General features: G+C 72.3%; 13 protein-coding genes. 3 read left to right on the top strand and 10 right to left on the bottom strand.

Going from position 1 to position 12,907, the window contains the following annotated elements:
• Positions 1-63: 63 nt before the first annotated feature.
• The 3 genes from ACE3Q3_RS19310 to ACE3Q3_RS19300 are packed head-to-tail and all read right to left on the bottom strand — an operon-like array spanning position 64 to position 1,738.
• On the bottom strand, positions 64-516 hold the full coding sequence (locus ACE3Q3_RS19310) for an ExbD/TolR family protein (RefSeq protein ID WP_374448862.1): 453 nt from the start codon (positions 514-516) through the stop codon (positions 64-66).
• A gap of 14 nt (positions 517-530) precedes the next feature.
• Positions 531-1,235 carry a MotA/TolQ/ExbB proton channel family protein gene (locus tag ACE3Q3_RS19305; RefSeq protein WP_374448860.1) on the bottom strand — a complete coding sequence of 235 codons (705 nt, stop codon included), beginning with the start codon at positions 1,233-1,235 and terminating at the stop codon, positions 531-533.
• Positions 1,236-1,252: 17 nt separating this feature from the next.
• Positions 1,253-1,738, bottom strand: coding sequence for a Tat pathway signal sequence domain protein (locus tag ACE3Q3_RS19300; RefSeq protein ID WP_374448858.1), 486 nt, complete (start codon positions 1,736-1,738; stop codon positions 1,253-1,255).
• 311 nt (positions 1,739-2,049) lie between these two features.
• Between ACE3Q3_RS19300 and ACE3Q3_RS19295 the strand changes: the two genes are divergently transcribed.
• Positions 2,050-2,964, top strand: a complete 915-nt coding sequence (locus ACE3Q3_RS19295) for a polysaccharide deacetylase family protein (RefSeq protein ID WP_374448856.1) — start codon at positions 2,050-2,052, stop codon at positions 2,962-2,964.
• Positions 2,961-3,887 (top strand): DMT family transporter, encoded by a 927-nt coding sequence (locus ACE3Q3_RS19290; RefSeq protein ID WP_374448855.1) that lies wholly within the window; start codon positions 2,961-2,963, stop codon positions 3,885-3,887. The genes ACE3Q3_RS19295 and ACE3Q3_RS19290 overlap by 4 nt, the downstream gene beginning before the upstream one ends.
• On the opposite strand, the gene ACE3Q3_RS19285 is transcribed toward ACE3Q3_RS19290, so the two are convergent.
• The 7 genes from ACE3Q3_RS19285 to ACE3Q3_RS19255 all read right to left on the bottom strand — a co-directional run bounded on the left by ACE3Q3_RS19285 (position 3,853) and on the right by ACE3Q3_RS19255 (position 12,387).
• On the bottom strand, positions 3,853-5,457 hold the full coding sequence (locus tag ACE3Q3_RS19285) for a glycosyltransferase family 4 protein (RefSeq protein ID WP_374448854.1): 1,605 nt from the start codon (positions 5,455-5,457) through the stop codon (positions 3,853-3,855). The two genes, ACE3Q3_RS19290 and ACE3Q3_RS19285, sit on opposite strands and share 35 nt — an antisense overlap.
• A 60-nt stretch (positions 5,458-5,517) precedes the next feature.
• Complete coding sequence (locus ACE3Q3_RS19280; protein WP_374448852.1) at positions 5,518-6,294, bottom strand: class I SAM-dependent methyltransferase; 777 nt, start codon at positions 6,292-6,294, stop codon at positions 5,518-5,520.
• Between the two features lie 79 nt (positions 6,295-6,373).
• A complete protein-coding gene (locus tag ACE3Q3_RS19275; RefSeq protein ID WP_374448850.1) occupies positions 6,374-7,048 on the bottom strand; it encodes an SOS response-associated peptidase in 675 nt (224 codons plus the stop codon).
• A gap of 12 nt (positions 7,049-7,060) precedes the next feature.
• Positions 7,061-7,534 carry a nuclear transport factor 2 family protein gene (locus tag ACE3Q3_RS19270; RefSeq protein ID WP_374448848.1) on the bottom strand — a complete coding sequence of 158 codons (474 nt, stop codon included), beginning with the start codon at positions 7,532-7,534 and terminating at the stop codon, positions 7,061-7,063.
• The gene (locus ACE3Q3_RS19265) at positions 7,531-9,063 is read right to left on the bottom strand and encodes a DUF6065 family protein (RefSeq protein ID WP_374448847.1); all 1,533 of its coding nucleotides are present in this window, start codon (positions 9,061-9,063) and stop codon (positions 7,531-7,533) included. The genes ACE3Q3_RS19270 and ACE3Q3_RS19265 overlap by 4 nt, the downstream gene beginning before the upstream one ends.
• A gap of 101 nt (positions 9,064-9,164) precedes the next feature.
• Positions 9,165-11,384 (bottom strand): hypothetical protein, encoded by a 2,220-nt coding sequence (locus tag ACE3Q3_RS19260; protein WP_374448845.1) that lies wholly within the window; start codon positions 11,382-11,384, stop codon positions 9,165-9,167.
• A gap of 226 nt (positions 11,385-11,610) precedes the next feature.
• Positions 11,611-12,387 carry a class I SAM-dependent methyltransferase gene (locus ACE3Q3_RS19255; protein WP_374448844.1) on the bottom strand — a complete coding sequence of 259 codons (777 nt, stop codon included), beginning with the start codon at positions 12,385-12,387 and terminating at the stop codon, positions 11,611-11,613.
• Between the two features lie 12 nt (positions 12,388-12,399).
• On the opposite strand from ACE3Q3_RS19255, the gene ACE3Q3_RS19250 reads away from it, so the two are divergent.
• Positions 12,400-12,907 (top strand): hypothetical protein (locus ACE3Q3_RS19250; protein WP_374448842.1); only part of this gene is annotated, 508 nt, incomplete at its 3' end.

The raw sequence follows: 12,907 nt of genomic DNA, 5'->3' as shown, positions 1-12,907 counted from the left end.
CGACGAAGGACGCCGCGATCGGCCAGCGCAGGAACCGTCCCGACACCCGGACCCGCCCCCGCCTCAGCGTGCCGCCGGCGGCGGCGTCGACGCCGTCGACGCCTCGGACAGGAGCGACACCCGGCCGAAGCCCGACGCCGACACGATGCCCAGCACCTCCATCGCCCGCCCGTAGGGGATGGTGCGGTCGGCGCGGACGTAGACGACCGCATCCTTCTCGGTCAGGGCCAGCCGGCGCAGCGCATCGCGCAGCCCGTCCGGCTCGACCGGATCCTGGCGGAGGAAGATCCGGCCCTCGCGGTCGATGCTGACGACCAGCGGCTCGCGCGGCGCGCTCACCCGGGCGGCCTCGCTCTTGGGAAGCTGGACCGGGACGCCGGCCATCATCAGCGGGGCCGCCACCATGAAGACGATCAGCAGCACCAGCATGACGTCGACGAAGGGCGTGACATTGATCTCGCCCGCGAGCGCCGGCCCCTCGTCGTCGCCGCCGCCCATATCGATCATCTCGGCCATCGCGGGCGTGCCCCTCACGCCGCCATGCGATGCTGGGCGGCGCGGCGATGCACCAGCTCGCCGCCGAGCCGCTCGACGACGGCGGTCACCTCGCCCTGCAGCCGGCGCAGGGCCGTCGCGTAGCGGTTGTAGGCGACGACCGCCGGCACCGCCGCGATCAGGCCGAGGGCGGTCGCGAACAGGGCCTCGGCGATGCCCGGGGCGACGACGGCGAGGCTCGTGTCCTGCGATGCCGCGATCGCCGAAAAGCTGTTCATGATCCCCCAGACGGTGCCGAACAGGCCGATGAACGGCCCGGCCGACGACACGGTCGCGAGGAACGGCAGACCCGTCTCCAGCGCCTTCAGTTCGCCGAAGCCGGCCCGTCGGGCGGCGCGCTCGACGCGGGCGCGCCGTTCGCCCAGGCTCTCGTCGGCGGTATCGAACGCGAGTTCCCGGGCGGCGGCGCCCAGCACGTTGCGCGCGAAGTCGCTCTGGCCGGGATCGACGCCGCGGCCGGAGTCGAGCGCGGCGGCGAAGGCCGCCACCGACCGGCGCAGCCGGCGGCCGCGCGCCATCTTCTCGACCACCACCGCCCAGACGCCGATCGACCCCAGCACCAGGATCAGCATCACGGCCTTCACCACCGGGTCGGCGTGGAGGAAGAAGTCCGTGAAGGACAGGTGCGACGCGACCTGGGCGGCCGCAGGAAGGGTGTCCGGGAGGGCGGATGCGTCCATCGGAGGCTGTCCCTGGCTCACTTCGTCAGTCTGGTCGCGCCGCGGCTCGCGACGTCCATCAGCGCGACGCAGTCGCGGCCCTGGCCGCCGCAGTCGATGACGTCGTTGACGAGGATCGAGGTGACGTCGCCGCAGCCGAGGCCCGCGAGGTCGAAGACCTTCACCCCCTTCTTCTCGGCCCGCATCGGACCGACGTCGAGGGCGAGCCGGCGGGCGATCACGCCGCCCTTGTCGAAGACCACGAGGTCGAGCTTGAAGGCTTCGAACGGGGTCTTGCCGCGGTTGTCGGTCAGGAGATAGGCCCGGCAGTCCGCGCCGCGCTCCTCGAGACGGTTCAGTTCCACCAGCACGGGGGCGTCCGCCGCCAGCGCCGGCGCGGCGCCGGCGGCGAACGCGAGCGCGCCGAGGCATGCGGCGAGACGCCGTGCCGGCGCCCCCATGGTTGCCCATCCCATCATGTCGATCCGTCCCCGTCCGTCGCGGTGCAGCAGAGTGATAGTCATTCTCAATTTCGGTCGCAAGCATCGAGTGGACGCAAGCCGGCCGCGCACGTCCAGGTTACAACGTAACAGCCGGCCTGGCACGCCACACGCGCTGCGACCCATTGCCAGGGGCGCACGGCACGGGTCAGCAATGCGGCTCGGTTGCGTCCGCCCGGAGCGGCGCCCGCCCGCCGCGCGATGCGCGGGTCCGTCAACCAGCGCCGGGGTTCCCCGGGGCAATGCCGCCACCCGGCCGCCCGCCGCGCCAAGGCTGGACCCGAAGCGGCGGCGCACGCAGTATGCGCGGCCCTCCGCCCGGAGACCGCTGTCCGATGCGCCTGCCGACCCACGGCCGCTATGCCTATTCCGCCCTGCCGCGGCGCCCGGTCTACGACTGGCCCAACGGACGGCGGCTCGCCGTCTATATCGGGCTCAATCTCGAGCATTTCGCCTTCGGCGAGGGACTCGGCGCCGAACTGGCGCCGGGCGGGCCGCAACCCGACGTGCTGAACTTCGCCTGGCGCGACTACGGCAACCGGGTCGGCGCCTGGCGGCTGCTCGACCTGTTCCAGGACCTGTCGCTGCCGGCCTCGGTCCTCCTCAACACCAGCCTCTACGCCTATTGCCCGGAGCTGGTCGCGGCCTTCCGCGACCGCGGCGACGAGATGGTCGGGCACGGCCGCAGCAACGCCGAGCGCCAGGGAACGCTGTCGGAGGACGCGGAGCGCGGCCTCGTCGCCGAGGCGACGGCGGCGATGATCCGCCACGAGGGACGCCACCCGGCCGGCTGGCTCGGTCCCTGGATCTCGGAGAGCCGGGTTACGCCGGACCTGCTCAAGGAAGCGGGCTACCGCTACCTGCTCGACTGGGCCATGGACGACCAGCCGGTGTGGCTGGCGACGCGCGCCGGCCCGATCCTGTCGGTCCCCTATCCCCAGGAACTGAACGACATTCCCGCCATCGTCGCGCGCCGGATGGAGGCCGACGCCTTCGCCGACATGATCGTCGACCAGTTCGAAGAGATGCGCGCGCAGGCGGCCGACGCGCCGCTGGTCATGGGGATCGCGCTGCACGCCTATCTCGTCGGCCAGCCCTACCGGCTGCGCCACCTGCGCCGGGCGCTCGCCCACATCGCCGCCGCGGCGGGCGAGGTCTGGATCACCCGTGCCGGCGCCATCGCCGCCCATGTCGAGCGCCTGCCGAGGGGCACGCTCGCCGAGCCGCCGGCCTGGAGCGGCGGCCCGTGAGCGCCGCCACCGCCGGCCCGGCCGGCGACCAGCCCGGCCGCGGCATCCTGCTGATGCTGATCGCCGTCGCCTGCTTCGTCGTCATGGATGCGCTCATCAAGTGGCTGAGCGCAACCTTCCCGACCATGCAGGTGGTGTTCTTCCGCAGCCTCTTCGCCCTCGTCCCGATCGCCGCCATGGTCGCCCACCAGGGCGGCATCGAGCGCCTGAAGACGAAGCGGCCGGGGATGCACGCACTCCGCTGCGCCGTCGGCCTCGGCTCGATGATCTGCTTCTTCCACGCCTTCCGGGTGATGCCGCTGGCCGACGTCATCGCCATCGGCTTCGCCGCCCCGCTCTTCGTCACCGCGCTCTCGGTGCCGCTGCTCGGCGAGAAGGTCGGCATCCGCCGCTGGACGGCGGTGGTGGTCGGGTTCGTCGGCGTCCTCGTCATGGTCCGGCCGGGGCTCGACCTGTTCGAGGTCGGCGCCGGGATCGCGCTCCTCGGCACGGTCGCCTATTCGCTGGCGATGATCCTGATGCGCGACCTCGGCAAGACCGACACGACGACCGCCATCACCTTCTACTTCACCATGTCCGCCACCATCGTCGCCGGCCTCGCCATGCCCTTCGTCTGGGTCGAGCCGCGCGACCTCTCGGACTGGCTGCTGCTGGCGCTGGTCGGCCTCATCGGCGGCGTCGCCCAGCTCCTGATGACCCAGGCCTTCCGCATCACCCCGGTCGCCGTCATCGCCCCCTTCGACTACACGGCGATGCTGTGGGGCAGCATCCTCGGCTATGCCGTCTGGGGCGAGGTGCCGGACGCGCCGCTCTGGGTCGGCGCGGCCATCGTCGCCGGCAGCGGCCTCTACATCGTCCACCGCGAGACGCGCCTGCGCGTGCCGCGGCTCAATATCGGGACCCGCTCGCCCCCTCGGCGCTGAGGGACCGCGCCGGCTCGACCGCGAGCGCGCCCCGCTTGGCCGTCCAGGCGACCCAGCGGAAGACCGCCGGGCGCTGCTCCGGCGCCGCCAGCGCCAGCAGGTCGGCGACGGTGCAGCCGCCGGCGAGCCGTTCCGCCAGCCGCGCCGCCAGTGCCGCCGGCGGCAGCGTGCCCTCGGGGACGGCCAGCAGCGGGTCGTCGCCGGCGACCCGGTCCGGACCCGGGACGAGCCGGTCCCCGGGGGCGAGACGGGCCGTCGGATAGCCGGCGAAGAGGGCATAGGGATCGACCGCGACGGCGGCCGCGGCAGCCGCGGCCCGGGTCTCGGGCGCCCGACGGCGGATCGCCGCCAGTTCCTGCCACAGGGCGCGATGGCGGGCGACGACGGCGGCCCAGTCGAATTCGGCCACGGCGCGCGCCCGCCCGGCCGCGCCCATGGCGCGGCGGCGGTCCGGGTGGGCGGCGAGTTCGGCGAGCGCGGTCGCCGCCGCGCGCACGTCGACCGGCGTGGTCTGGCTCAGCGCCAGGGCGAAGGGCTGGTAGGCGAGCGCGCCGCCCTGGTAACGCCGGCCGAGATCGGCGCCGGCACCGGCAGGCGGCGTCATGGTCGGCACCAGCACGCCGTCGGCGCCGTGCCGCACCGTCTCGCGATAGCCGTTCCAGTCGCTGGCGACGACCGGCAGGCCCGCCGCCATCGCCTCGACCGGTGCCAGGCCGAAGGTCTCCTGGATGCTGTCGGCGACGGAGACGAAGAGGTCGGCGGCGGCGAGCAGGCCGCGCTTCTCCTCGGCGTCGATGTTGGCGCGCACGATCGCCGGCACGCCCCCCGCATGGCGCTGCAGCGCGTCGCGATAGGCGGCCTCGATCCGCGGGTTGCGCACCCAGCCCGCCACCACCAGGCGCAGCCGCGCCCCGCGACGCGCGGCCTCGGCGACCGCCAGGAAGAGCGCCAGGGGATTGGCCTTGTCCTGGACGGCGAGGCGGCCCAGCGCCAGCACCAGGACCTCGTCGGCGGCGACCCCGAGGCGGCGGCGCCATTCCGTCCGGAGTCCGGGATCGGGCGCGAACGCGGCCGTCTCGACGCCGAGCGGGATGACCGGCCGCTCGGGCCGCGGGAACGGATCGCCGCCGCGGGCGGCATCGGCGGCATCGAGCAGCCGGTCGATCACCGAGCGGCCGGCAGCCGACGTGCAGACCAGTGCGTCCCAGGGCTGCACCGGCAGGGTCGCCCAGTCCGCCACCGCCTGCCAGGACGGCCGGTTGGAGAGGCTGTGGGTCAGGCCGACGACGCTGAAGGCGCGGGCATCGCCCGTCCGCAGGCCGAGCGCGGCGTCGATCCGGAGGTCGAGCCGCTGCAGCGTGCCGACGCGGGCAATGCCGTCCGCGGCGACCGGCATGACCCGCGCCGGGTCGAGTTCCGGCGCGGCCAGGACCCCGGGGCCGAGCGGAATCGGTCCTGGAACGTGGCGGCAGAGCGCACCGACGAAACCCGCGACCGCGACGTCGAGGCCGGCCATGCGCCCGGACGCGACATCGATCGGGCCGGGCAGGTGATGGAAGACTGGCAGCATCGGCGTCCGTTGCCGGCGAGGGCGCCGGCGGTCCAGAGGAGCGGGGTCAGGGGCGTTGGGTCAGGGCCGGGCGGAAGGACGGGCCAGGATCAGGTGGTCCTGGTGGTGCGGACGGTCGGCCCGGACCGGCGGGCGACCGCACCAGTCGCCCAGTTCGCGGGAGAGCACGACCAGGCCGCAGGCCGCGGCGGCCCCATCCAGCGCCGCCGGGTCCCAGGCGGTGAAGAGGTCCTTGCCGAAGCGCATGGTCAGCGGCGCGCGGTCGCCGGCCAGCCGTTCCGGCCCGTCCGGCCACTCGCGCAGGTAGGCGGCGGCCGCGGAATCGATCAGGAACACGGTGACGAGCGCCCGGCCGTCCGGCTTCAGGGCGCGGGCCAGTTCGCGCAGATAGTGGCGGGTGGTCGGCCCGTCGAGATGGGTGAAGACGGACAGCGCCAGCGCCCGGTCGACGCTGCCGTCGGCCACCGGAAACCGCCAGTCGGCGACCGGCACGGTGCCGCCGGGATTGAGGTGCGGTTCGGCGAGGTCGGCATGGACGAAGGTGAAGTCGGGACGGCGGGACCCGATTTCGCGCCGGCACCAGTCGATGCCGCCGCGCCACACGTCGAACCCGACATAGCCGCCGGGCGGCCGCAGCAGGTCGGCCAGTGCGATCGCGATGCGACCGGTGCCGCAGCCGATGTCGAGGAGGAGATGCCCGGGCGCGAGGCCGGTGTCCTCGACCAGGAACCGGCGGTAGCGGCGGCCGACGCGGCGGAACTGCTCGGGATCGGTGCTGCCGATCCACGCGAGGTGGGCGGCCGGCGGAATGTCGAAGATCGCGTTGTCCGCACCCATCCGGGGTACCCAGGCCGGCGATGCCGCTCCGATGATTGCTCCGTCGCGAAGGCTAGACCATCGCCGCCCGGAAAAACACCTATCCCGTGAGCGGCGCCGCCTCGGCCAGGAGCTCGGGATCGTCGTTGCGCACATTGCCGACCCGCGACGACACCGGATAGGCGACCAGCGCGTCCTCCGGCGCCGGCCGCAGCAGGTGGCCGACCGCCTCGGCCGGGCCGTCGATCCACGCCCCCCAGTCGGCCGGGTCGAGGATGACCGGCATGCGGTCGTGGATCGGGCGCAGCCGGTCGTTCGCATCGGTGGTGACGATGGCGAAGCTGTCGATCGCCGGCTGGTCGGGAGCGGGCGACCAGCGCTCCCAGATGCCGGCGAAGGCGAAGGGCTGCCGATCGGGCCGGACGATCCGCATCGGCTGCTTGCCGCCCGGCACGACCTGCCACTCGTAGAACCCGTCGGCCGGGACGAGGCAGCGGCGGTCGCGGAAGGCGTTGCGGTAGGCGGGCTTGGCGGCGAGCGTGTCGGCGCGGGCGTTGATCATCGCGAAGCGGGCGTCCGGCCCCTTCGACCAGGACGGGATGAGGCCCCAGCGCACCAGCGTCAGCCGCAGCCCGTCGCGGCCGCGGCGGACGACCGGGGCGTCCTGGGTCGGCGCGAGGTTGTAGCGGGCCGGCAGGTTCGGCACCGGCCCGACGGTGCCGAAGAGCCGCGCGAGCGCCTCGGGCGCGGTGGTGATGCTGTAGCGGCCGCACATCGGGCGAAGGCCCTAGCCGCCGCGGTGGGCGGCGGCCTCGGGCCGCGCGCCGTCCGCCGCGGCCCAGCGCAGCAGCGCCTTCTTGATCCGCTCCGGCGCGAAATCGAGCTGGGCGAGCGCCGCGCCGCGGTCGAAGACCTCGGAATAGCGGCGGATCGCGCCGTCGGGAGCGAGTTCGAAGCAGCCGATGCCGGCGAAGACGACGCGCCGCCCGGCCGCCTCCGGCAGGGTCGAGGTGTAGCTGAAGAGATAGCGGGCATAGCCGATCCGTCCGTCCGACACCGGGTCCGACATGTCCCAGCGGAAGTCCCGTCCGGCGCCATGGAAATGGTGCTGCAGCATCCGGGCGATCGCCGGCCGGCCGGTGAAGGGCCCGTAGAAGGCGTCGACATAGGTGCCGTCCACGGCGAAGAGGGCGGCCAGCGCGTCGCCGTCGCCGGCGGCGACGGCGCGGGTGAAGGCGGCGAGGGTCTCGGCGAAGGTCATGCGGGCACTCCTGCGGGATTGCGGGCCTGCTCGCGCTCGGCCAGCCGTCGCCAGTTGCCGAGCGAGCGGACATGGGCGGCGACGAGCGCGCTCCAGCCGCGCCGGCGCCAGTCCTCGGCGAGCGCCGACGGCAGGGCGCCGTAGCGGACGTGGTCGACCACCAGGAGATGCGCGAAGTCCGGGCGGGCGGCGATCGGATGGTCCTGGTTGGCGGCGACCGGGACGAGCAGGCGGCGCTCGGCGAGGGCGGCGACCAGCGCCGCCGCCGCGACCTGCTCGCGCATCAGGGCTTCGGCGACGGTGGCGCCCGCCTTGCCCAGGTCCGTCAGCCGGCCGCCGGCGATCAGCTTCGCGGCGCCGTCGCGGCCGAGCCAGGGGCAGGCCTCGTCGACGCACAGGGTCCAGCGCCGGTCCGGCCCTTCGGGCTGCACCGAGAACGGGTACTGCCGGACGACCGCGGGCACGTAGGTCGATGCGGCCCAGGTCTTGCCGGCGACGAACAGGTTGTCGCCGGCGCGGCCGCCGACGACCGCGACGGCGCCCGGCGGATCGAGGGTGAAGCACACGGGATAGCTGTTCGAGGCCGGCTCGATCTCGGCGCCGCCGAGCGGCATCAGATGGCGCGCGGCGGCGAAGTCGAGTTCCGAACGCGTCACGCCGATGCCGTCGTGCCGGCGCAGGCTGACGATCGCCGGTCGGCGCGACAGGCTGGGCGGCACGAAACGGGCGGCGGGACCGGCGGCGGCGACCGATGCCGCCGGCGCCGGCTCCGGCTCCGGTGGCGGCGCCGGGCGGGTGTCGACCGCCTCGGCGAGGCGCAGCTTGGAGGCATGGGTGACCGGCGCCCGCGTGCCGGTCGGCAGGCGGCCACGGAAGTAGAACTTCTGCCAGCCCTCGCGGACCGCCTCGGGCTCGCGCTCGGCGAGCTGGCGCAGGAACTCGGTGCGGCGGTCGCGGTAGGCCTCGTACTCCGCCTTCAGTTCCGGATCGGCGTCGATCGAGCGGATGGTCGGAACGACCCCCTCGAGGCCGCCCGCCGGGACCGGGACGATCTGGCAGAAGGGCTCGCCCTTCTCGAACCGCACCCGACCCGCCCGCGTCATCTGCCAGTTCATGGTGAAGGGAAAGGGCAGCCAGTCGGTCTCGACGATGCCGGTCAGCGGCTGGATGCCGTCCTTGGGCCAGTTGAGCGGGCCGCCGACGAGCAGGTTCCAGCCGGGCTCGGTGCGGAAGAGGTAGCCCGGATGGAAGGTCAGGACGCCGCGGGCGAAGTGCGACTGGCAGAAATGCTCCAGCCCCGGAACCGGGTCGGTGAAGGCGACCCGGATGTCGGCCCGGTCGGGCCCGCCCGTGTATTCGATGTCGATGGCGCAGGGGGCGAGCAGGTGCCAGCCGAAGGCGTTGGCGATGTTGAGCGGCAGGCAGCGATAGGGATAGCGCTCGGGCGAGGCGTCCATCCAGGCGCGATCCTGCGGCGCCGGCACGATCTCGCAGGCGACGCCCCCGGTGGCATAGCAGTCGAGCTTCATCGGTGGCCCCGAACCCGTCGCCGCGACATGCGGGGACTTGCGTCGGGAGACAATAGCGCAGGTCGGCCGCGGACGCTGTGCCGCAGCCGACCGCTCCGCCATCACACGATCATGAAGTCGGCTTCCGTGAGTTGCGACTTCTGCACCCCGACGAGCAGGACGCCCTGCCCGTTGCCGAGATCGAGAAACGCCCCGTCCGGCGTGTCGATCACCCGCCCCAGCAGGTCGGCCGGGCTGCCGATCGCGACGCCGTTGATGCTGCCGTCGACGAGATCGACGAGCAGGGTGTCGTCCGTCGGGGCGAAATCCTCGACGCGATCGGACCCGCTCTCCCCGGCGAAGTAGAACTGGTCCGCCCCGACGCCGCCGACGATGGTGTCGTTGCCGCGGTCGCCGGACAGGAAGTCGTCGCCGGCACCGCCCGCGACCTGGTCCATTCCCTGGCCGCCATGGGCGGTGTCGTTTCCGGCCGCGCCCTCGACGATGTCGTTGCCGATGTTGCCGTTGATCCAGTCGTCGCCGTTCTCGCCGAGGACGCGGTCGTTGCCCTGCCCGCCCATCACCGTGTCGAGCCCGTCGCCGCCGCGGATCTCGTCGTTGCCCTTGTTGCCGTTGATCCAGTCGTCCCCGTTGTCGCCGAAGAGACGGTCGTCCCCGTCCATGCCGAGGACCCGGTCGTCGCCGGCACCGCCGCGGATCGAGTCGGCGGCACTGCCCCCCGTCAGTTCGTCGTCGGTGAAGGACGCGCCGACGATCACCCCGCCGACCACCGTCGAGGGTCCGGTCCCGGGATCGCCGCCATTGTCCGGCGGCGGCGGAGGTGGCGGCGGCGAGACGGGCGGCGGCGGAGAAGTCGGGGGCGGCGGTGGCGGTGGCGGCGAAGCCGGATCGCCGACCACTTCGGCGAGCACGCCGCTCTGTCCGCCGATGGTCTGGACACGGGCGGTCAGCACCTCGTTCTCGGCCCCGATCAGCGCCATCGTCTGCGGACTGCCGCTGGCGTCCAGCGGCAGTTCGTTGACCGTGTTCTTCGGCAGCTGGAAGCCCTCCAGCAGATCGGCCAGGTCGGCGGTGCCGCCGACGATGAAGATGCGATCGCCGCCGAGCCCGAAGTCGCTCACGGTGTCGTTCGCGAGATCGTCGGCCGTTCCGATGAAGAAATCGTTGGCGTCGCCGCCCTCGAACTGGTCGGCGACCGGACCGCCGGCGATCGTATCGCCGCCATGGTTGCCGTCGATGACGAACGCCCCGGTCGAATCGGGTGCGATCGTCGCGACGTCGGGCGTCGGCGTCCCGTCGACGGTCAGCGGCTGGTCGGTGGTGTTGGCATAGGCGGCGACGATGGCGCCGATGATCTTGACGTTGGCGACCGACACGTTGGTCGAGCCGTCGTCGGTGTTCCCCGGCTCGCCGATCCGGATGCCGACGCTGGTCCCGTCGATGCGGCCGTTCTCAATGCGGACATCGTCGAGCGTCGCCGGGTTGCCGGCATAGCTGCCCTGCGTGCGCGCCCGGATGACGATCGCGCCGCCGAGGATGCTCGGCACCGCATCCTGGCCGTCGCGGTTGCTGTCCCCGACGTCGCGGAGATCGAAGTTCCGCAGGACGATGTTCTCGTAGTTGCCGTACTTGAGGTTGAAGTCGATCCCGACGCCGGACGGTCCCGCCGGATTGCCCATCGGCAGCGGGCGCCCGAAGTCGCCCGCGTCCTCCATGGTGATGTTCTCGATGACGGCGTTGCTGAGCTGCTCGAAATAGATGCCCTTGAAGACGAAGCGGGCGAAGGCCGTGCCGTCGATGTGAATGTCGTCGAAGCTGCCGTCGCCGATCGCCGCCTCGACGTTCATGCCGAGCACGCCGTCCGTGATCGACCCGCCGAGCATCTCGAATCCGGTCACCTTGGCGGTGCCGCCGCGGTGGATGCCGATGACGGTGTTGCTGATCTCGACCCCGTCCAGGGTCAGGCCGTCGTTGCTCTGCAGCGCCACGCCGTGCAGGAACTCGCGGATGGCGACGTCGCGGATCGTGACGTCGTCGGCCGCGATCGTGAACCCGGCCCCGGACGAACCATCATAGGCCGCCTGGGTCTTCATCCAGTCGAAGAGGCTGACGCCCTCGGGCTTGTTGTTGGGCGCGTCGCTGAACGTGCCTTCGATGACGACCCCGTCCTCGCCCTCGATCGTCAAGGATCGGTCGACGACGATGTTCTCGTGGTACGTGCCGGCCGCGACCTGGATCGTGTCGCCGGCCGAAGCGGCAGCAATCGCAGCCGATATGGTGGTGTAGTCGCCGCCTCCTGCGGCATCGACGCTGATGATCATACCGCTTCCCCCCGACAATCCGCCGCACCGGTCGTCCGCGAACCGGGCCGTATCTTTGCACGTTGTATAAGCTTAGCACTCAAAATGAACAAATCGCTACAATCCACTCGAATTAATTGGCCATGGTTGTCCGGGGCCGGCGGCGGCGCGCCGGCGCGTCCGTGGTCGGCCATCCGGGGATGCGTGCCGTCGGTCGAGCCGCCCCCGGGCCGGACCGAACCGCGGGTCAGCTCGGCGGCGCCATCCGCCCCAGCGGCGCGTCGTCGTCGGGAAAGGCGGCCGCCGGGCCCTCGCCCGCCGGCACGGCGTAGAGGATCCACTGGAAGCCGCGCACCTCCGGCGGGATCGCCTGGACGATCGTCAGCCCGACGGAATCGAACAGCCCGCGCACGAAGCCGAGGTCGTACACGACCGCGTTCGTCGGATCGTCGAGGTTGATGTAGAGCGCGTTCTGGAAGTCCTGCGGCATCGGGAACAGCGCCTTGTCGAACAGGAACCAGGTGGACCGGAAGAGCCCTCCCGGTCGGCGCATGACGCGGGCGCATTCCGACATATAATGTGCCACCTCCGGCTGCAGGATGTGGGTGAAAACGGAATGGGCGATGACCAGCGACGCGCCGCCGTCGGCGGCCGGGAACGGCAGCGGCTGCCGCGATCCCGCCGGGTTGAGGCCGCGGTTGAAGATGTCGAGATGGTCGAACCGGAGACCGGGCCGGGCCGGCGCCAGATTGGCGCGGCACCAGGCGATGGAATGGGGATTGAGGTCGACTCCGACATAGGTTTCCGGCGGTGACCGCTGGAACATCATCTGGCGGGCCAGCCGACCGCAGCCGCAGCCGAGATCGAAGACGCCGGAATAGTCGATTCCCGGGCGTTCGTGGCCGAAGACGTCGACGCGGTGCGGATTGCGATAGAAGTCCGGATCGACCGGCCCGACGGTACGCATCAGTTCGATCGGCGGCAGCGGCACCTCGTCTTCGCCGAGCATCGTGACGTGGTTCAACGAGATCCCTCCATGACCAACCATCCGGGCCCGGGCCGCCGCGCCCTCTTCTCCGTCTGCGCCCCCAACTACCTCGCCCGCGTCGCGACCCTGATGGAAAGCGCGGCCCGGCTGCTGCCGGACCATGATCGTCACGTCGTGCTCGCCGTCGAGCGTCCGGCCCCCGGCGACGCCGCCACCTTGCCGGGCGGCACCCGGCTGCGGACGCCGGCGGAGGCCGGAGTTCCCGACCTCGACGTCCGACGGCGCCTCTACAACGTCACCGAATTCTGCACCGCGATCAAACCCGATCTAATTCTGTCGCTGTGGGCGGAGGGCTACGACGAGGTCCTCTATTTCGACCCCGACATCGTGCTCTTCGTGCCCCCCTCGGCGATCGCGGCCGCCTGGGAGGCGGGGGCGGAAGTCGTGCTGACGCCGCACCTGCTGACGGGTGGCGATCATCCGGACTGGGTGATGCGCGCCGTCAGCCTGAGCGGCCAGTACAATCTGGGTTTCATCGGCCTGCGCGCCGGGCCGG

The sequence above is a fragment of the Allostella sp. genome, assembly GCF_041913585.1.
In the GTDB taxonomy this organism is placed as follows: Bacteria; Pseudomonadota; Alphaproteobacteria; order ATCC43930; family Allostellaceae; genus Allostella.
Note: the sequence above shows the minus strand (reverse complement) of the source record. Positions and strands in the feature narration are given on the sequence as shown.

What these genes read in the sequence shown, in the direction of transcription:
- ACE3Q3_RS19310 (WP_374448862.1), bottom strand. Translation starts at nt 516, where the DNA reads ATGGCCGAGATGATCGATATGGGCGGCGGCGACGACGAGGGGCCGGCG.
- ACE3Q3_RS19305 (WP_374448860.1), bottom strand. Translation starts at nt 1,235, where the DNA reads ATGGACGCATCCGCCCTCCCGGACACCCTTCCTGCGGCCGCCCAGGTC.
- ACE3Q3_RS19300 (WP_374448858.1), bottom strand. Translation starts at nt 1,738, where the DNA reads ATGACTATCACTCTGCTGCACCGCGACGGACGGGGACGGATCGACATG.
- ACE3Q3_RS19295 (WP_374448856.1), top strand. Translation starts at nt 2,050, where the DNA reads ATGCGCCTGCCGACCCACGGCCGCTATGCCTATTCCGCCCTGCCGCGG.
- ACE3Q3_RS19285 (WP_374448854.1), bottom strand. Translation starts at nt 5,457, where the DNA reads ATGCTGCCAGTCTTCCATCACCTGCCCGGCCCGATCGATGTCGCGTCC.
- ACE3Q3_RS19280 (WP_374448852.1), bottom strand. Translation starts at nt 6,294, where the DNA reads ATGGGTGCGGACAACGCGATCTTCGACATTCCGCCGGCCGCCCACCTC.
- ACE3Q3_RS19275 (WP_374448850.1), bottom strand. Translation starts at nt 7,048, where the DNA reads ATGTGCGGCCGCTACAGCATCACCACCGCGCCCGAGGCGCTCGCGCGG.
- ACE3Q3_RS19270 (WP_374448848.1), bottom strand. Translation starts at nt 7,534, where the DNA reads ATGACCTTCGCCGAGACCCTCGCCGCCTTCACCCGCGCCGTCGCCGCC.
- ACE3Q3_RS19265 (WP_374448847.1), bottom strand. Translation starts at nt 9,063, where the DNA reads ATGAAGCTCGACTGCTATGCCACCGGGGGCGTCGCCTGCGAGATCGTG.
- ACE3Q3_RS19260 (WP_374448845.1), bottom strand. Translation starts at nt 11,384, where the DNA reads ATGATCATCAGCGTCGATGCCGCAGGAGGCGGCGACTACACCACCATA.